The organism is Sphingobium vermicomposti, assembly GCF_011762025.1.
Taxonomy (GTDB): domain Bacteria; phylum Pseudomonadota; class Alphaproteobacteria; order Sphingomonadales; family Sphingomonadaceae; genus Sphingobium; species Sphingobium vermicomposti.
In genome coordinates, this window is record NZ_JAASQR010000001.1 from 42681 (window position 1) to 59498 (window position 16818).

Sequence of the window (16818 nt, forward strand, 5' to 3'; positions counted from 1 at the left end):
ACGATGACAGGTCCTGCAATCTTCCTGCTGCTGGCAGGCCTTGGCGCAATCGCCTGGGTCAGCGCCCGCGCCCGTGCACTGCGGCTTCAAACCGCCGCGCGGGCGTCGGGACGGCGCGATGCCGTGCACAGCCTACCGGGCTATCATGGCTGGTACGTCGCGCTGTGGACACTGATCCCGGCTGCCATCTTCCTGGCCGCCTGGACGAACATAGCGCCGGGCCTTGTCACGCAGGACGTGCTGGCCAGCCCGGCTGCCCAGAACCTGCCCGCCGACGCCTTTTCACGGTCGGCCGTGCTGGCGGAGGCGCGCGCGATCGCGACCGGGCGGCAGACCGGCGCATTCAACCCGCTCTCGCAGGGCCTGGTCGAACCTTATCGTCAGGCCACCGAAAAATTCGGCTATGCCGGGGCCGCGCTCGCACTCGTCCTGGCTTTCGCCGGGGGGGCCTATGCCTTCACTCGCGTCCGCCCCGACTTCCGGGCGCGCACGCGGGTCGAACGGCTGGTGATGGCCGGGTTGTTGATCGCCTCGCTGTTGGCGATTATCACCACGCTGGGCATCGTTTCATCGCTGCTGTGGGAAAGTTTCCGCTTCTTCTCGATGGTCAATCCCATCGACTTCCTGTTCGGCACGAAGTGGAGCCCGCAATCAGCGGCCATGGGCTATGGCAATGAAGACGCGTTCGGCGCGGTGCCGCTTTTCTGGGGCACCATCTTCATCGGCGCGATCATCGCCATGGCCGTGGCCATCCCGCTCGGCCTGATGAGCGCCATCTATCTGACCCAATATGCCCGGCCAGCCGTGCGTAAATGGATGAAGCCGATCCTGGAGGTGCTCGCGGGCGTCCCCACCGTGGTCTACGGCTATTTCGCCGCGCTCACCATCGCCCCTGCCCTGCGCGACTTCGCGGTCAGCATCGGCATTCATGGCGCGTCGTCGGAAAGCGCCCTGGCCGCCGGCCTTGTCATGGGCGTCATGATCATCCCCTTCGTTTCCTCCATGGCCGACGACAGCATTGCCGCCGTGCCGCAATCCATGCGCGACGGCAGCCTGGCCATGGGTGCGACCACCAGCGAAACGATCCGCAAGGTGCTGATCCCCGCCGCCCTGCCCGGCGTCGTCGGCGGGGTGTTGCTGGCGGTCAGCCGCGCCATCGGTGAAACGATGATCGTGGTGATGGCCGCCGGTCTTGCCGCGAACCTCACCCTCAATCCCTTCGCCAGCGTGACGACCGTCACGACCCAGATCGTTCAGCTGCTGACCGGCGACCAGGAATTTGACAGCGCCAAGACGCTGGCCGCCTTCGCGCTGGGCCTTGTCCTGTTCGTCGTGACCCTGCTGCTCAACATCGTGGCCCTGCGGGTCGTGAAGAAATATCGCGAGGCTTACGAATGACAGCCAAACGCCTCCCCACCGACTGGAAATCGGACGCCATGCGCAAGCGGATCGCGCGGCGCTATGCCGCCGAACGCCGCTTCAAGGCTGCGGGCTTGTTCGCCGTGATGCTCTCCGCCGCCTTCCTCGCCTTCCTGCTGTTCAGCATGCTGGGCAACGGGCTGCGCGGCTTTAGCCAGACGGACATCGCGGTGAAGGTCAATTTCCCCGCGTCCCCCATCCTGCTCGACCCTGCCGCCATCACTGACGAGGCGCTGGCCAACGCCAATCTGCCGATGGTGACCGGCGAAGTGGTCAAAAAGGCGCTTGGCCCCGATGCCGGGGATTGGGTGTCCCCCGCCGCCTGGACGGTCCTGCGCGACGCGATAAAGGCTGACCCTGAAATCCTGTCGCGCACCGAAACGCTGACCCTGCCCGCTTCGACCGCCATCGACCTCGCCGCCAAGAGCGAGGGCACGCCCGAAGCCGAAGCCGCCGTCGAACGGCTCAAGAAAGCGGACTTGCTCTCGACCAGCTTCAATATCGGTTTCCTGACCGGCAGCGATGGCACCGATCCGACGCAGGCGGGCATCTGGGGCGCGTTCAAGGGGTCACTGCTGACGATGCTGGTGACGCTGGGGCTCAGCTTCCCCATCGGGGTCGCGACCGCCCTCTATCTGGAGGAATATGCGCGCAAGAACTGGCTGACCGACATTATCGAAGTGTCGATCAACAATCTGGCCGCCGTCCCTTCGATCATCTTCGGCCTGCTCGGCCTGTCGATCTTCCTCAACTTCCTGCATCTGCCACGTTCAGCCCCGCTGGTCGGCGGCATGACGCTGGCGCTCATGACCATGCCGGTCATCGTCATCGCAGGCCGCAACGCCATCAAATCGGTGCCGCCCAGCATCCGCGACGCGGCGCTCGGCATTGGCGCGTCGCCCGTGCAGGTGGTTTTCCACCACGTCCTGCCGCTGGCCCTGCCCGGCATCCTGACCGGCACGATCATCGGCATGGCCCGCGCTTTGGGGGAAACCGCGCCGCTGCTGATGATCGGCATGCGCGCCTTCATCGCGACCCCGCCGGGCGGGATCATCGACCCTGCGACCGTCCTGCCGGTGCAGATTTTCCTGTGGTCCGACGAAGTCTCAAAGGGCTTTGTCGAAAAGACCTCCGCCGCGATCATCGTCCTGCTGGCCTTCCTGCTCGCGATGAACGGCCTCGCCATCTACCTGCGCAACAAGTTCGAAAAACGGTGGTAACCATGATGCACGAACCACAAACGCTAAAAGCCGCCGATACGACGACCAAGATGACGGCCCGCGACGTCAAGGTATTCTACGGCGAAAAGCAGGCGATCAACGGCGTGTCGATCGATGTCGACATGGACAATGTCACCGCCTTCATCGGCCCGTCGGGCTGCGGCAAATCGACCTTCCTGCGCACGCTCAACCGCATGAACGACACGGTGGCGAGCGCGCGGGTAGAAGGGTCGATCACGCTCGACGGTGAGGATATCTATGCCTCCACCATGGACGTGGTGCAGCTGCGCGCCCGCGTCGGCATGGTGTTTCAAAAGCCCAATCCCTTCCCCAAGTCGATCTACGAAAATATCGCTTACGGCCCGCGCATCCACGGCCTCGCCAGTTCCAAGGCGGACCTGGACGTCGTCGTCGAAAAATCGCTGCGCCGCGCGGGTCTGTGGGAAGAAGTGAAGGACCGCCTGCACGACAGCGGCACCGCGCTTTCCGGTGGTCAACAGCAGCGGCTGTGCATCGGTCGCGCGATCGCGGTCGAACCGGAAGTCATCCTGATGGACGAACCCTGCTCGGCGCTGGACCCCATCGCCACCGCCAAGATCGAGGAGCTGATCCACGAACTGCGGGGCCGCTACGCCATCGTCATCGTCACCCACAATATGCAGCAGGCCGCCCGCGTGTCGCAACGCACCGCCTTCTTCCACCTGGGTGAACTGGTCGAATATGGCGTGACGTCGGACATCTTCACCAATCCCCGTCAGGAACGGACCAAGGATTACATCACCGGGCGCTACGGCTGATCGGATCGGAGAAAAGATATGGCTGAACATACGATCAAGGCGTTCGACCAGGAAATGGACAAGCTGCGCGGTCTGATCGCCGAAATGGGCGGTCGCGCGGAATCGGCGATTGAAAAGGCCATGCTGGCCCTGCAACGCCACGACAAGGAAATGGCGGCCCAGGTCGTCGCCGATGACAAGCGCATCGACGCCATCGAAGCCGAAGTCGAAAAGCTGGCGATCGAAATCATCGCCCTGCGCGCGCCGATGGCCAACGACCTGCGCGATGTCATCGCCGCGCTCAAGATCGTCAGCGTGGTCGAACGCATCGGCGACTATGCCAAGAATATCGCCAAGCGCGTGCCGATGGTCGCCACCAACCAGCGTATGCTGGAACCCGTTTCCCTGCTCCCGTCCATGGGACAGGTCGCGGCGGAAATGGTGCATGACGTGCTCAACGCCTTCGCCGCGCGTGACGCGGACTTGGCGCTGGCGGTGGTCGAACGCGACACGGTGGTGGACGACTTCTACAACAGCGTCTTCCGCGCGCTCGTCACCTTCATGGTCGAAAATCCCAAGACGATCAGCGAATGCGCGCATCTGCTGTTCGTGGCCAAGAATATCGAACGGATCGGCGACCACGCCACCAACGTCGCGGAAATGGTCTATTACGCCGCGACCGGCCAGACCCTGCCGGAGCGCGAGCGCGGCGGCACCCAGCCCCTGGAGGACTGACTATGGCGAGAGCCAAGATGCTTCTGGTCGAAGATGACGCGGCGCTCGCAGAACTTCTCATCTGGCATTTCAAGCGCGAGGATTTTGAGGTCGCGCACACCGTCGATGGCGAGGAAGCATTGCTTCTGGCGCAGGAAAATGTCCCCGACATCGTCCTGCTCGACTGGATGGTGGAAAGCCTGTCCGGCATCGAAGTCTGCCGCCGCCTGCGCCGCATGAACGGCACGGCCAATGTGCCGATCATCATGCTGACCGCGCGCGGCGAGGAGGAAGATCGGGTGCGCGGGCTGGAAACCGGCGCGGACGACTATGTGACCAAGCCCTTCTCTCCCCGCGAACTGGTCGCCCGCGTCGGCGCGGTGCTGCGCCGCGTTCGCCCGGCCCTGGCTGGCGAAACGCTGACCTTTGCGGACGTTGAGATGGACACGGTTGGCCACAAGGTCCGGCGGGGCGGACAAGTCGTCCCCCTCGGCCCCACCGAATTCCGCCTGCTCAAGCATTTCCTGGAACATCCCGGCTGGGTTTTCTCCCGCGAACGGCTGCTCGACAGCGTCTGGGGCCAGGATAGCGACATCGAACTGCGCACCGTCGACGTCCACATCCGCCGCCTGCGCAAGGCGATCAACGCCGACGGCAAATATCACGACATCATCCGCACCGTCCGCTCGGCGGGATATGCGCTGGATACGGACGGGGTGGGGTAACTTCGTCCGTCTCCTTATTGGGGGACAGAGATGGGGTGAGGGGATCAACGCCACCTTAGCTCCCTCGCCTGACTTCGCTCCGCTCGTCGCGCTTGCTCCTAAACGGGAGAAATACCTTAGCTGGGTGGTTTGCTGATGGCGGGTTTTAGAAAACAATGGTGACAAGCAGACGCTCGTACGAATACATTTTGGCTATGCTCACCCGAAGTTAAAGAACCCAGCGAGCTTGGCGTTCGGCACAATAATTGCTATTGCCTCGCCATTATTTATTATCCGGTAAAATGCTCCTGGCCGTTTTAACGCCCCCGGCAGGTCGCCTAATGGTGGACCGTCTGCACTGTTGCAGCCTCCAAAGGCAGACTCATAATACCTATGCGTGTTGGATTCATCTTCCATCGGGCTACTCCTCCAGCCATTTGGAGGCACCGCACTTACACGGCTATCCTTTTTCTCAACGCGGACCAGTCGTGTAGCGGCCCTGTCACTGATCTCAGCGACGAAAGCATCGCAGCCTTCACGCAATCCAAATTCACTACTAGCAAATAGCGTTCGCTTCACTTCCATCTCTGTTGGGAAGTACTTCTTCGGCCATGTTGGTTCTGTACATCCAGACAATGTGATTGCGACGGCCATAACGGCTAACATTCTCATTGTTCACCTGCTCGGAATTTCGGTGAAGGTTGGCTGACAATGCTTAACAAAGCTACTATCCCTTATTAACGGATCGCAGGCCGCTGTTGAAGGTTGTTAGCCGACACACCCGAATCACAAAAAACGCCCCGACTTCCCAGCCGGAGCGCCTACCTAACCCTCCTACAAAACCCTCAAGCCGCCTTGCGCGCCTTCACCAGCTTTTTCATCAGCATGTCGCGCTTCAACCGCGAAAGGTGGTCGATGAACAGCACGCCCTGCAGATGGTCGATCTCATGCTGGAGGCAGGTCGCCAGCAGCCCTTCCAGCTGCTCTTCATGGATGCGGCCTTCCCGGTCCATCCAACTTGCACGGATCGTCGCGGGACGCTCCACCTCGGCGAACTGGTCGGGCACCGACAGGCAGCCTTCATTATAGACCGACAGCTCTTCTGACCCGTCCAATATCTCAGGATTGATGAACACCATCGGCTTCTTCACCGCCGGTGCGTCCTCTTCATCCGATTCGGGTTCCTGCAGGTCCATCACCAGCACCCGCTTGGGCACGCCGACCTGAATGGCGGCCAGACCGATGCCCGGCGCGTCGTACATCGTCTCGAACATATCGTCGATCAGGCGTTGCAGATCGTCATCGATCGTCTCCACCGGAGACGAAATGGTACGCAGGCGCGGGTCAGGCGCCTCAAGGATCGGAAGAATGGCCATGACAGGGAAATAGCCTTTATGGCCGGGATTTTCAAGCGATCGGACGGCGCGCGCGCAGCGCCTGGGCCAGCGTGCCTTCATCCAGATAATCCAGCTCGCCCCCTACAGGCACGCCATGGGCCAGCTGGGTCAGCCGCACCGGGAAGCGCTCCAGCCGCTCCGCCAGATAATGGGCGGTCGTCTGCCCTTCCAGCGTGGCGTTCATCGCCAGCACGACCTCATCGATCCCGCCCGCCTCCACCCGCCTTACCAGCGCATCGACGGAAAGGTCTTCCGGTCGCACGCCTTCCAGCGCCGAAAGCCGACCGCCCAGCACATGAAATCGTCCAGGGAACAGGCGGGATTTATCCAGCGCCCACAGGTCCGCCACATCTTCGACCACGCACAGCGCGCGCGCGTCCCGCCGGGCATCAGAGCAGATGCCGCAAGGGTCGACCGTGTCGACATTTCCGCATATATGACAGGTCACCAGCCGATCGTTCACCGCATCGAGCGCGCGCAGCAGCGGTTCCAGCGCGCTTTCCCGTTTCTTGAGCAGGTGCAGCACCGCGCGCCGCGCGGAACGCGGGCCAAGACCGGGCAGACGGGACAGCGCCTGGGTCAGCGCATCGATCTCGGGAGAAGCCATGGAACTGAGATAGGGGCTTGCAAGTCCAGCACACAAGGGGTTTGAGAGGCGGCCATGCGTATAGTCTATATGGGAACCCCCGATTTCGCCGTTCCGGCTCTGGTCGCACTGGCCAAGGCGGGTCATGAAATCGTCGCGGTCTACAGCCAGCCGCCCCGCCCCGCCGGTCGTGGCAAGGCCCTGCGCCCGTCGCCCGTTCATGCCCAGGCGGACCGGATGGGCATCGACGTGCGCACCCCCGTCTCGCTGAAGGACGCCGAGGTGCAGGCCGCCTTCGCCGCGCTGAACGCCGATGTGGCGGTCGTCGCCGCCTATGGCCTGATCCTGCCCCGCGCCATTCTGGAAGCCCCCCGCCAGGGCTGCCTCAACATCCACGCGTCGCTCCTCCCCCGCTGGCGCGGCGCGGCACCGATCCAGCGCGCCATTCTGGCGGGCGACAATGTGACCGGCGTCACGATCATGGACATGGAGGCAGGGCTGGACACCGGCCCCATGCGCGCGAAACATGTCACTCCGATTGAGGGCAAGACCGCAGGCGCATTGACCGAAGAACTCGCCCAGGCGGGCGCTGAACTGATGGTCGAAGTGCTAGACGACCTCCCCGCTCACCCGCCCGTGCCTCAACCGCAGGACGGCGTCACCTACGCGTCAAAGGTCGACAAGGCCGAATCCCGCATCGATTTCACCCGCGACGCGCATCAGGTCGAACGGCTGATACGCGCCTTCAATCCCTTTCCCGGCGCTTTCTTCGAATATGGCGGAGAAAGATTCCGCATCCTTGCCGCCCATGTAGAGGAACTTGGCGGCCCGGCTGGGGAACTCATAGACAACAGCCTGCTCATCGGCTGCGGCCACGGCTCTATCCGCCCCACCCTGATCCAGCGCGCGGGCAAGGGCGCGATGTCGCCGGGCGAGCTTCTGCGCGGCTATGACATGTCAGCAGGATCGCGCGTCGATGCTTAGCTCCCTACAAAGCCCCTCCCTTTCAAGGGAGGGGTTGGGGTGGGTGCGAGCGCAGCGAGCGGGCACCGCGCCCTCTGCGCCCTCTCACTCCGGTCCAGTCCAATGACCCGCTTCGCCTTCACCGTGGAATTTGACGGCCGCCCCTTCATGGGCTGGCAACGGCAGGCGCACGGCCCCAGCGTGCAGCAGGCGCTGGAGGATGCCATCCATGCCGTCACCGGCGAGCGTGCGGTCATCCATGCGGCGGGGCGCACCGATGCGGGCGTCCACGGCCTCGCCATGCGCGCCCACGCCGACATAGAAAAGGCCATCGCGCCCTTCCGCCTGATGGAGGCGATCAACGCCCATCTGCGTCCGCATCCCGTCGCCATCATCGATTGCGAACGGGTGCCGGACGACTGGCATGCGCGCTTTTCCTGCACAGGCCGGTCCTATGTCTACCGCATCGCCAATCGCCGCGCGCCGCTCACCTTCGAACGCGGCCTCGTCTGGCGGGTCATCCAGCCGCTCGACACCGACGCGATGCAGCAGGCCGCGCAGCTATTGGTCGGACGTCATGACTTCACCACCTTCCGCTCGGCCCACTGCCAGGCCGAAAGCCCGCTAAAGTCGCTCGACCGGCTGGATGTCGAACGGCAGGGCGATCGCATCGCGATCCATGCGGAGGCGCGATCCTTCCTGCATCATCAGGTCCGGTCGATGGTCGGCTGCCTCGCGCTGGTCGGTATGGGCCGTTGGTCGATCGCCGACATGAAAGCGGCCCGCGACGCAAAGGACCGCGCCGCTTTAGGCCTCAACGCCCCGCCCGACGGCCTTTACTTCGTGCGAGCGCGCTACCCCTCCACCCGTTCGGGCTGAGCTTGTCGAAGCCCTCTACTTTTGGGAGCTGAAGTAAAGCCCTTGGACGGGCTCAGGGCGAACGGAGAAGATGATCTATTGCCCCTACAGCCGCGTCCGAAACGGCGTAAAATCCGTCCCCTCATCATATACATCCAGCCCCTCGGCCCGCTTCAACCTGTTCACGACCAGATAGGTCAGCGGCGTCAGCACCGCTTCCCAGCTCACCTTCAACAACCAGTTGGTGACCATGACGGTCAGAACCTGGGCGCTGCTCCACTGGCCGTAAAAGGCGAGCGGGTAAAAGATCAGGCTGTCGATCCCCTGTCCCACGATGGTCGACCCGATGGTGCGCATCCACAAATGCTTGCCCTGTGTCAGCAGCTTCATCTTCGCCAGCACGAAACTATTGGCAAACTCGCCCGCCCAGAAGGCGGCCAGCGAGGCAAAGACGATCCGCCAGGTACTGCCGAACACCGCCTCATAGGCTTTTTGATCGGGCCAGCCTTCCGCCGGTGGCAGTTGCACCACCACCCAGCTCATCAGCGCCATGAACAGCATCGCGCCGAACCCGGCCCACACGCAGCGCCGCGCACGGGCATAGCCATAGACTTCGGTCAGCACATCGCCCAGCACATAGCCCAGCGGAAAGAACAATATGCCCGCGCCAAAGGTAAAGCCCCAAAGGGTCGACAGCTTCGCCGCGCCGATCAGGTTGGACAGCAGCAATATGGCGACGAACGCCGCGATGAAAAAATCGAAATAGCGCATGGGCCGCTCAGAAAGCGCCTGCGCATCGATTTTCCGAACCCCCATTTCTGTCATGGGCGCCTTGCATATCGGGCCGCCGCGCAAATGCAATGCCACGCATGATTGCGCCACGCGACAAGCGCCGCTATCGCATCCCCGCACGGCCCCGTAGCTCAGCTGGATAGAGCATTCGCCTTCTAAGCGAATGGTCGCAGGTTCGAATCCTGCCGGGGTCGCCACCTGCCAACGCCGGGAAACCAGCCGAAATCGAAGCCGCCTCTATTCCCCATCCAGGGGGCTGTCGTCCGGCCGCCCGCGCAACAGCAGGTCGTCGGTCACGGTCATGGTAAAGATCGGGTCGGCATCGGCGGGCACTTCCGCAATCGCATCGACAAAGGCCGCGCGCGTCTCCGGCTCGTCATAGACCATCTTCTGGTCGAAAGCGACGCGCCAGGTCGCCTCGTCAGGCCATTCGGCATAGCCGACAAAGCGCCCATCCGCATCACGGTGCAACCGCGATCCATAGCTGCCGTATTTTTCCCGGATCAGGTCGGTTCCGCGCCGCCATGCCGCGCGGAACTGCTCTTCCTTCCCCGGATGCACCCGCCACCAATAGACCGCGACGAACATCTCACCTCTCCTTCAAGAGGGAAATGATGCGCAGGGGCAGAGGTTGCAATCACCGTGCTCCTGCGAAGGCAGGAGCCCAGTTCAGGTGGCAGGACTGGGTTCCTGCCTTCGCAGGAACACCTCGCTCTCGGATTAAAGAACCGACTGGCCGGTCTTTTCCCAATCCGCCAGGAAACCGGCGATGCCCTTGTCCGTCAGCACATGGTTGAACAGCGATTTGATGACCGAAGGCGGCGCGGTCATCACGTCCGCACCGATCTTGGCGCTTTCCAGAACGTGAATCGGGTGCCGCACGCTCGCCACCAGGATTTCCGTGTCGAACGAATAATTGTCGTAGATCAGGCGGATGTCGTCGATCAGCTTCATGCCGTCAAAGCCATTATCGTCATGCCGCCCAACGAAGGGCGAAATGAAGCTCGCCCCCGCCTTCGCCGCCAGCAGCGCCTGGTTGGCGGAAAAGCACAGCGTCACATTGACCATCGTGCCTTCGCTGGTCAGCGCCTTGCAGGTTTTCAGGCCGTCGATGGTCAACGGCACCTTGATGCAGACATTGCTTGCGATCTTCCGCAGAACGGCGGCTTCCTTCATCATCGTCTCATGATCGAGAGCGACGACTTCGGCGGAAACGGGGCCATCGACGATGCCGCAGATTTCCTCGACCACTTCGACGAACTTGCGGCCCGACTTGTGGATCAGCGACGGGTTGGTGGTGACACCGTCCAGCAGGCCGGTCGCGGCCAGCTCGCGGATTTCATTGGTGTCGGCGGTATCGACGAAGAACTTCATGGGTCTGCTCCGGGCGGGATATGCGAATCGCCTCCCCTTTAGCGGCTGATCCCCGGTTTAGCCATTATTGCCAGCGGCGGGCTTTACGGAAACAGCTCCGCAACATTATGACCGCCGCACCTTTCCTGAGGACCGTTGCATGATCGCCCTTGCCGCTGCCCGCCGCAGCCTCCTGCTTCTTGCCTTTCTCTCGCTGACCATCAGCCCGGTCGCCCGCGCCACGGAAGAAGAATCGCAGCTGTGGCTCGGCGCGTCCGCAACGATGAAGGCCAGCCCACGCGACATGGTCATCATCGACGTCGGCCATCGCTTTCGCAGGGACGAATCCAACGGCGATCAGCAGCTTGCCCGCATCGCGCTGGACCATAGCGTGGCAAAAAATGTCCAGATCGGCGGCGGCATCGCTTATTTCCATTCCGAACCGGAGCAGGAACTGCGCCTGTTCCAGCAGCTGACCGCCACCCACGGTATCTTGCAAAACCGCATCCGGCTGGAGCAGCGCTTCTTCGACACGGCGGACGAAGCAAGCTGGCGGCTGCGGCACCGCATTCAGGCAACGGTGCCGCTCGACTCCGCCAGGCGCTGGACACTGATTGCCGCGAACGAGCTATTCTTCCACCTCAACCGCGCCAAGCCGAGCGACAAGACCGGCGTGGCCGTCATGCGCCAACAGGCGGGCCTGCGCCATGCACTGGGCAAGGCGCTCGACGTGCAGCTTCTCTACATGCGTCAGCAGGGCTTACGCGACGACCGCCCCGACGCCGTCGTCCACGTCCCCTGGCTGACGCTCAACTGGAAGATCTGACGCGCGCAACATGGTTCTGCTTTCGCGCATGATGCTCTAGGGGTCACAGCCATGAGCTCCCGCGCCCGCGTCATCCTCCTCAACGCTGCCCTCGGCCCGCTCGACTATCGCGTGCCGCATGGCATGAACGTCAAGCCCGGCAGCATCGTCATTGCCCCGCTCGGCCCGCGCCAGCTTGTCGGCGTCGTGTGGGAAGAGGACGCCTTTCCCGATGTCGAAAGCGTCGGCGACAATCGCCTGCGCAACATCGTCGCTCCCGTCGATGCGCCGCCCGTGCCCGAAACGCTGCGCCGCCTGATCGAATGGACGGCGGACTATTATCTCGCCCCCATCGCCTCGGTCCTGCGCATGACGCTGGCGTCCATGTCGGCGCTGGAGGGCGCGCGCACCGTCATCGAATATCGCGCCACCGGCGACCTGCCCGACCGCATGACCGACCAGCGCACCCAGGCGATGGAGCGCATCGGCGATCGGCAGGGCCTGATCCGCGAGCTCGCCATGATCGGCGGGGTCAGCGACGCGGTGATTCGCGGCTTGGTGAAAGTCGGCGCTTTCGAACCGGTGGAAGTCAGCATCGACACGCCCTTCCCCCGCCCCGACCCCGACCATGCCCCGCCGCTGCTTTCCGACGGCCAGTCCGCGGCCGCCAGCCAGTTCACCCAGGCCGTCCACCAGCGCGACTTCGCCCCCTTCCTGCTCGACGGCGTCACCGGATCGGGCAAGACCGAAGTCTATTTCGAAGCCATCGCCGCCGCCATCCGCGAAGGCCGCCAGGTGCTGGTCCTCCTCCCCGAAATCGCGCTGACCGAACCTTTCCTCGAACGGTTCGAAAAGCGGTTCGGCACCGTCCCCATCAGCTGGCACAGCGGCCTGCGCCAAAGCGAGCGGCGCAGGGCATGGCGCGCCATCGCGTCGGGTGAAGCGGCGGTCGTCGTCGGCGCGCGATCCGCGCTGTTCCTGCCCTATCCCAATCTTGGCCTCATCGTCGTCGATGAAGCGCATGAAGCGAGCTTCAAGCAGGAAGATGGCGTTCATTATCACGCCCGCGACGTGGCGGTGATGCGCGGCCTCATGGAAAAATTCCCGGTCATCCTCGCGTCCGCCACGCCCGCCATAGAAACGCGCCATCAGGTGGAGCTGGGCCGCTATCGCGAAATCAAGCTCCCCTCCCGCTTCGGCGGCGCGGAAATGCCCGCGATCGAGGGCATCAACCTCCTGACCGACCCGCCCGAACGCGGACGCTGGATCGCCCCTCCACTGGTCCAGGCGATAGACGGCACGATGGAAAAGGGCGAACAGGCGCTGCTCTTCCTCAACCGGCGCGGCTATGCGCCGCTCACCCTGTGCCGCAGCTGCGGCTATCGCTTCCAATGCCCGAACTGCACCGCATGGATGGTAGAACACCGCCTGACACGGCGGCTCGCCTGCCACCATTGCGGCCATGTCGTCCCTTCCCCCCGTTTCTGCCCCGAATGCAAGGAAGAGGACACGCTGGTCGCCTGCGGCCCCGGCGTCGAACGCATCGCGGATGAGGTAAAGGCGCTTTGGCCACAGGCCCGCATCGCCATCGTCACCTCCGACACGCTCTGGTCCCCCGCGAAGGCAGCCGAATTCGTGAAGTCGGTGGAGGCGGGCGACGTCGACATCATCGTCGGCACCCAGCTCGTCACCAAAGGCTATCATTTCCCCAACCTCACCCTCGTCGGCGTGATCGACGCGGACCTGGGCCTGGAGGGCGGCGACCTGCGCGCGTCCGAACGCACCTTCCAGCAAATCGTGCAGGTCGCGGGCCGGGCCGGGCGCGGACAGAAACCGGGCCGCGTCTTCGTCCAGACCCGCATGCCCGAAGCCGAAGTCATCAAGGCGCTGATCGCCGCCGACCCAGAACGCTTCTATGAAGTGGAAACGGACAACCGCCGCCGCGCCAACGCCCCGCCCTTTGGTCGCTTCGCCGCGATCATCGTGTCCAGCGAAGATGCCGACGAAGCCGCGCAAGTCGCCCGCCTGATCGGCAAGTCCGCGCCCATGATCGACGGCATGCGCGTCTACGGCCCCGCCCCCGCGCCGCTTTCCGTCCTACGCGGCCGCCACCGCCACCGCCTGCTGATCCACGCCACCCGCCAGATCGACGTACAGGCCGCCATCCGCGAATGGCTGGGCAACCTGACCTGGAAATCCGGCACCCGCGTCGCCGTGGACGTGGACCCCTATAGCTTCATGTGATGGCCTAACTCCGGTGCGAGACGGCAAAGCTGACTGAACGCGCGACCAGAAACGGATGCGCCTGCTCCCCTCCCGCAGGCGGGAGGGGCCGGGGGTGGGCAGCCGCGTTAGCGGCGCTCTTTCCTAGCGGTTAGGGGTAGAAGCTCGCTTCGCTCCCGCCCACCCCTAACCCCTCCCGCCTGCGGGAGGGGAATGTCTCAAACCCACCCATAATAAACAATAACCGCCCTACCCTTTCACTCCCCTCTTTCGCGCTCCAACAACGCCTGCTTGCGCCCCAGCCCATAGGCATAGCCGCCCAGCGTCCCGTCGCTCCGCAGCACCCGATGGCACGGTATCACCACCGCCAGCACATTGTCCCCGCAGGCCGATCCCGCCGCGCGCACCGCGCCGGGCTTTCCGATCGCCGCTGCAATCTCGCGATAGCTGCGCGTCTCGCCCGCCGGTATCGCCCGCAGAGCGGCCCAGACTGCCTGCTGAAACGCTGTTCCGCACATATCAATCGGCAAATCCACCGGCTGCGTCGGGTCTTCGACCAACCTCACAACCTGCGCCGCCAGAGCCGAAAACGCTGCGTCGCCCGGCACGATCTCCGCATAGGGGAAGCGCCGCCGCAGTTCGCCTTCATCCTCGTCAAAGCTGATCCGGCACAGCCCCTTCGCCGTGGCGGCAACCAGCACCGGACCAAGGCTGGACCCCACCACCATATAGGAAATGGTCACGCCGCGCCCGCCATCCTTCCACGCGCTGGGGGTCATGCCCAAATGCCGCTGCGCATCGGCATAGGCCCGGCTCGGCGCATTATATCCCGCTTCATAGATGGCACTGGTCACGCTGCCGCCCTCTTCCTCCAGCGCTGTTTTCAACCGTTCCGCTCGCAAGGACCGCGCATAGGCAGCCGGGGTCAGGCCGGTTGCCCGCTTGAACAGCCGGTGGAAATGATGCGGCGCATATCCTGCATGCCCGGCAATCTCTTCCAGCGAAGGCGGCACCATGGCTGCGGCGATAAAGGCCTGCGCCGCCTCCACCGCCAACCGGTCCCGCCCGACCTCATCGGGCCTGCATCGCAGGCAGGCGCGGAACCCCGCCTGACGCGCCGCCGCCGGATCGGGCAGGAAGATCATATTCTCCCGCCGCGGATGGCGCGCCGCGCAACTGGGCTTGCAGTAAATGCCGGTGGTCAGCACCGCGCTCACAAAGCGTCCGTCCACCGCCCGGTCGCGGCGCAAAACCGCTTCCCAGCAGGCTTCATCATCCAGCGGCGGCTGGGTTGGGGCGGATATGTCGGTCATCTGGTTCATACATATGGAATAGCATGGCGGCTTGGGCCAGCCTTCCCGTCGCTTGCGGTCAAAGCATTTCCCCATTGCCTCCACAGGGGGTTAGCATATGAATGCGCCCGATCATGATCGCTATCCTCCGCCGCCTCTGCATCCTGCTTGCCCTCGCCTTGCCTGCAACGGCATCGGCGGAACAGCAGGATATCGCCGCCGCCGCACGCGGGGTCGTCCGCGTCGTCATTGTCGCGACCGACGGCAGCGAAGCCTATTTCGTCGGCCACGGCAGCGGTTTTGCCATCGCGCCGGACAAGGTGCTGACCAACGCCCATGTCGTCGAACTGACCCGCGAGGAAAAAAATCTCGTCATCGGCGTGATCCCGTCGGAAGGGCGTAAAAGCTATGGCGGCCGCGTCATCGCTTACTCGCCCGGCAATGACCTGGCGCTGATCCAGCTGGAGGAAGGCCACCTCCCCGTCAGCACCTTTTACGCCGGGGCCGTGGGCGATGGACAGCATGTCACCGCCATCGGCTATCCCGGCACGGTCGACCGGGCGCAGGGCCTGGGCCTCAAGGACATGATCGAACCGCTGGGCACGGTGAAGACCAGCGGCAATGTCTCGTCGGGCCGGTCCAGCCACAGCTTCGACACCGTCCTCCACACCGCCCCGCTCGCGGCGGGCAACAGCGGCGGCCCGTTGGTGGACGATTGTGGCCGGGTGCTGGGGGTCAACAGTTTCGGGTCGATATCCGACGGCAATGACGCGGAATTCGGATTCGCCGTTTCCTGGCGGGAAATCGCATCCTTCCTGCGTCAGGCGGGCGTATCGTCCCTCCACACGGTCGTGCCCTGCCGCTCGATGGCGGAAGCGGACGCTGCGGAGGCCATGCTGACCCAGCGGGAAGCGCAGCGGAGCGCACAGTCCGAACGCGCACAGGCGGACGCGCGTGAAGCCGCTCTCGACAAGGCGCGCCAGACCGCAGAGCGCGACGTCATCTCCGCCCGCGAAAATGCGATGGCGGGCGCAGCCGTCCTGCTCGCGCTCGCCGTGCTCGGGCTGGGCGCGGGCGGCCTGTTCTACAGTCAGCGCCGCGAACGGCACGCCACATGGGCGCTGGCGGGCGGCGGGGTGCTGCTGCTGGCGGCCATCGCCCTGTTCTTCTTGAAGCCCAGCTTTTCCAGCATCGACGACCGGGTAAAGCTGCCCGACGACAATCGGGTCACCGGCAACAGCGCCTATGCGTGGGAAGGCGACAATAGCTGCCAGATCGACCTCAACCGCAGCCGCCTGACCGTGTCGGAAGCGAACGACGTCCCCTTCAACTGGGTCGGCAGCGGCTGCGTCAACGGCGGCACCCAATATGTCAGCTCCGGCAATGATTGGGAGCGGGCGACCGTGCCGGAATCGGGCAACTTCATCACCCTCAGCCGCTTCGATCCCGCCACCGGCACATTGCGCGTCCAGCGCTGGCTGCCCGACAGCGAAACGATGGAAAAGGCGCGCGCCTTATCAAAAGACGTCCCGGCCAAGGGATGCGGCGCCAATCCAGACCGTCTCGCCAGCATCGCCAGCCTGCGATCCGACCTGTCGGCACTGCTGCCCGCCCAGCCTAATGAAAGGCTGGTCTATCATTGCCGCAAGGGGCGGCTGGCTCCGTCCGACCCACCGAACTGACCATTTCCGGCTCGCCAAAATGCACATTAAAAGG

At 64.0% G+C, this 16818-nt stretch carries 17 protein-coding genes and 1 tRNA gene; 11 read left to right on the top strand and 7 right to left on the bottom strand.

Annotated elements, in window-relative coordinates:
• Positions 1–3: 3 nt before the first annotated feature.
• The 5 genes from pstC to phoB are packed head-to-tail and all read left to right on the top strand — an operon-like array spanning position 4 to position 4854.
• The gene (pstC, locus tag FHS54_RS00250; RefSeq protein WP_167301794.1) at positions 4–1398 is read left to right on the top strand and encodes a phosphate ABC transporter permease subunit PstC; all 1395 of its coding nucleotides are present in this window, start codon (positions 4–6) and stop codon (positions 1396–1398) included.
• Positions 1395–2639, top strand: coding sequence for a phosphate ABC transporter permease PstA (gene pstA / locus FHS54_RS00255; RefSeq protein WP_167301795.1), 1245 nt, complete (start codon positions 1395–1397; stop codon positions 2637–2639). The genes pstC and pstA overlap by 4 nt, the downstream gene beginning before the upstream one ends.
• A gap of 2 nt (positions 2640–2641) precedes the next feature.
• A complete protein-coding gene (gene pstB, locus FHS54_RS00260; protein WP_167301796.1) occupies positions 2642–3436 on the top strand; it encodes a phosphate ABC transporter ATP-binding protein PstB in 795 nt (264 codons plus the stop codon).
• Between the two features lie 18 nt (positions 3437–3454).
• Positions 3455–4150, top strand: a complete 696-nt coding sequence (gene phoU, locus FHS54_RS00265) for a phosphate signaling complex protein PhoU (RefSeq protein ID WP_167301797.1) — start codon at positions 3455–3457, stop codon at positions 4148–4150.
• 2 nt (positions 4151–4152) lie between these two features.
• Positions 4153–4854, top strand: a complete 702-nt coding sequence (phoB, locus tag FHS54_RS00270) for a phosphate regulon transcriptional regulator PhoB (RefSeq protein WP_167301798.1) — start codon at positions 4153–4155, stop codon at positions 4852–4854.
• 198 nt (positions 4855–5052) lie between these two features.
• Here the strand turns inward: phoB and FHS54_RS00275 are convergent, their stop codons facing one another.
• The 3 genes from FHS54_RS00275 to recR form a co-directional block, all read right to left on the bottom strand.
• Positions 5053–5487 carry a hypothetical protein gene (locus tag FHS54_RS00275; RefSeq protein WP_167301799.1) on the bottom strand — a complete coding sequence of 145 codons (435 nt, stop codon included), beginning with the start codon at positions 5485–5487 and terminating at the stop codon, positions 5053–5055.
• A gap of 191 nt (positions 5488–5678) precedes the next feature.
• Entirely contained in the window at positions 5679–6209 is a 531-nt protein-coding gene (def, locus tag FHS54_RS00280; protein WP_167301800.1) for a peptide deformylase, read from the bottom strand.
• Positions 6210–6240: 31 nt separating this feature from the next.
• Positions 6241–6837, bottom strand: a complete 597-nt coding sequence (gene recR, locus FHS54_RS00285; protein WP_167301801.1) for a recombination mediator RecR — start codon at positions 6835–6837, stop codon at positions 6241–6243.
• A gap of 54 nt (positions 6838–6891) precedes the next feature.
• Between recR and fmt the strand changes: the two genes are divergently transcribed.
• The gene (fmt, locus tag FHS54_RS00290; protein ID WP_167301802.1) at positions 6892–7800 is read left to right on the top strand and encodes a methionyl-tRNA formyltransferase; all 909 of its coding nucleotides are present in this window, start codon (positions 6892–6894) and stop codon (positions 7798–7800) included.
• Between the two features lie 102 nt (positions 7801–7902).
• Positions 7903–8658 (top strand): tRNA pseudouridine(38-40) synthase TruA, encoded by a 756-nt coding sequence (truA, locus tag FHS54_RS00295; protein WP_167301803.1) that lies wholly within the window; start codon positions 7903–7905, stop codon positions 8656–8658.
• 84 nt (positions 8659–8742) lie between these two features.
• On the opposite strand, the gene FHS54_RS00300 is transcribed toward truA, so the two are convergent.
• Entirely contained in the window at positions 8743–9462 is a 720-nt protein-coding gene (locus FHS54_RS00300; protein WP_167301804.1) for a queuosine precursor transporter, read from the bottom strand.
• A gap of 87 nt (positions 9463–9549) precedes the next feature.
• Here FHS54_RS00300 and FHS54_RS00305 point away from each other — a divergent pair.
• Positions 9550–9626: transfer RNA gene (locus FHS54_RS00305), tRNA-Arg, on the top strand.
• A 40-nt stretch (positions 9627–9666) separates the two neighbouring features.
• Here FHS54_RS00305 and FHS54_RS00310 read toward each other — a convergent pair.
• Positions 9667–10017, bottom strand: coding sequence for an antibiotic biosynthesis monooxygenase family protein (locus FHS54_RS00310; RefSeq protein ID WP_167301805.1), 351 nt, complete (start codon positions 10015–10017; stop codon positions 9667–9669).
• 132 nt (positions 10018–10149) lie between these two features.
• Positions 10150–10803, bottom strand: a complete 654-nt coding sequence (gene fsa / locus FHS54_RS00315) for a fructose-6-phosphate aldolase (RefSeq protein ID WP_167301806.1) — start codon at positions 10801–10803, stop codon at positions 10150–10152.
• A gap of 139 nt (positions 10804–10942) precedes the next feature.
• Here fsa and FHS54_RS00320 point away from each other — a divergent pair, with 139 nt between their 5' ends.
• Both FHS54_RS00320 and FHS54_RS00325 read left to right on the top strand, forming a co-directional pair.
• Entirely contained in the window at positions 10943–11608 is a 666-nt protein-coding gene (locus FHS54_RS00320) for a DUF2490 domain-containing protein (RefSeq protein ID WP_167301807.1), read from the top strand.
• A gap of 51 nt (positions 11609–11659) precedes the next feature.
• Positions 11660–13831: a primosomal protein N' gene (locus FHS54_RS00325; protein ID WP_167301808.1), complete on the top strand. Its 2172-nt coding sequence runs from the start codon at positions 11660–11662 to the stop codon at positions 13829–13831.
• Positions 13832–14067: 236 nt separating this feature from the next.
• On the opposite strand, the gene ada is transcribed toward FHS54_RS00325, so the two are convergent.
• A complete protein-coding gene (gene ada / locus FHS54_RS00330; protein ID WP_167301809.1) occupies positions 14068–15132 on the bottom strand; it encodes a bifunctional DNA-binding transcriptional regulator/O6-methylguanine-DNA methyltransferase Ada in 1065 nt (354 codons plus the stop codon).
• 104 nt (positions 15133–15236) lie between these two features.
• On the opposite strand from ada, the gene FHS54_RS00335 reads away from it, so the two are divergent.
• Positions 15237–16784 carry a S1C family serine protease gene (locus FHS54_RS00335; protein ID WP_167301810.1) on the top strand — a complete coding sequence of 516 codons (1548 nt, stop codon included), beginning with the start codon at positions 15237–15239 and terminating at the stop codon, positions 16782–16784.
• Positions 16785–16818 lie beyond the last annotated feature (34 nt).

Excerpts from the sequence above, each read along its gene's own strand:
- FHS54_RS00325 (WP_167301808.1), top strand. The coding sequence starts at position 11,660 with ATGAGCTCCCGCGCCCGCGTCATCCTCCTCAACGCTGCCCTCGGCCCG.
- FHS54_RS00310 (WP_167301805.1), bottom strand. The coding sequence starts at position 10,017 with ATGTTCGTCGCGGTCTATTGGTGGCGGGTGCATCCGGGGAAGGAAGAG.
- fmt (WP_167301802.1), top strand. The coding sequence starts at position 6,892 with ATGCGTATAGTCTATATGGGAACCCCCGATTTCGCCGTTCCGGCTCTG.
- phoB (WP_167301798.1), top strand. The coding sequence starts at position 4,153 with ATGGCGAGAGCCAAGATGCTTCTGGTCGAAGATGACGCGGCGCTCGCA.
- FHS54_RS00275 (WP_167301799.1), bottom strand. The coding sequence starts at position 5,487 with ATGGCCGTCGCAATCACATTGTCTGGATGTACAGAACCAACATGGCCG.
- FHS54_RS00320 (WP_167301807.1), top strand. The coding sequence starts at position 10,943 with ATGATCGCCCTTGCCGCTGCCCGCCGCAGCCTCCTGCTTCTTGCCTTT.
- ada (WP_167301809.1), bottom strand. The coding sequence starts at position 15,132 with ATGAACCAGATGACCGACATATCCGCCCCAACCCAGCCGCCGCTGGAT.
- phoU (WP_167301797.1), top strand. The coding sequence starts at position 3,455 with ATGGCTGAACATACGATCAAGGCGTTCGACCAGGAAATGGACAAGCTG.
- pstC (WP_167301794.1), top strand. The coding sequence starts at position 4 with ATGACAGGTCCTGCAATCTTCCTGCTGCTGGCAGGCCTTGGCGCAATC.
- recR (WP_167301801.1), bottom strand. The coding sequence starts at position 6,837 with ATGGCTTCTCCCGAGATCGATGCGCTGACCCAGGCGCTGTCCCGTCTG.
- truA (WP_167301803.1), top strand. The coding sequence starts at position 7,903 with ATGACCCGCTTCGCCTTCACCGTGGAATTTGACGGCCGCCCCTTCATG.
- pstB (WP_167301796.1), top strand. The coding sequence starts at position 2,642 with ATGATGCACGAACCACAAACGCTAAAAGCCGCCGATACGACGACCAAG.
- pstA (WP_167301795.1), top strand. The coding sequence starts at position 1,395 with ATGACAGCCAAACGCCTCCCCACCGACTGGAAATCGGACGCCATGCGC.
- def (WP_167301800.1), bottom strand. The coding sequence starts at position 6,209 with ATGGCCATTCTTCCGATCCTTGAGGCGCCTGACCCGCGCCTGCGTACC.
- FHS54_RS00335 (WP_167301810.1), top strand. The coding sequence starts at position 15,237 with ATGATCGCTATCCTCCGCCGCCTCTGCATCCTGCTTGCCCTCGCCTTG.
- FHS54_RS00300 (WP_167301804.1), bottom strand. The coding sequence starts at position 9,462 with ATGACAGAAATGGGGGTTCGGAAAATCGATGCGCAGGCGCTTTCTGAG.
- fsa (WP_167301806.1), bottom strand. The coding sequence starts at position 10,803 with ATGAAGTTCTTCGTCGATACCGCCGACACCAATGAAATCCGCGAGCTG.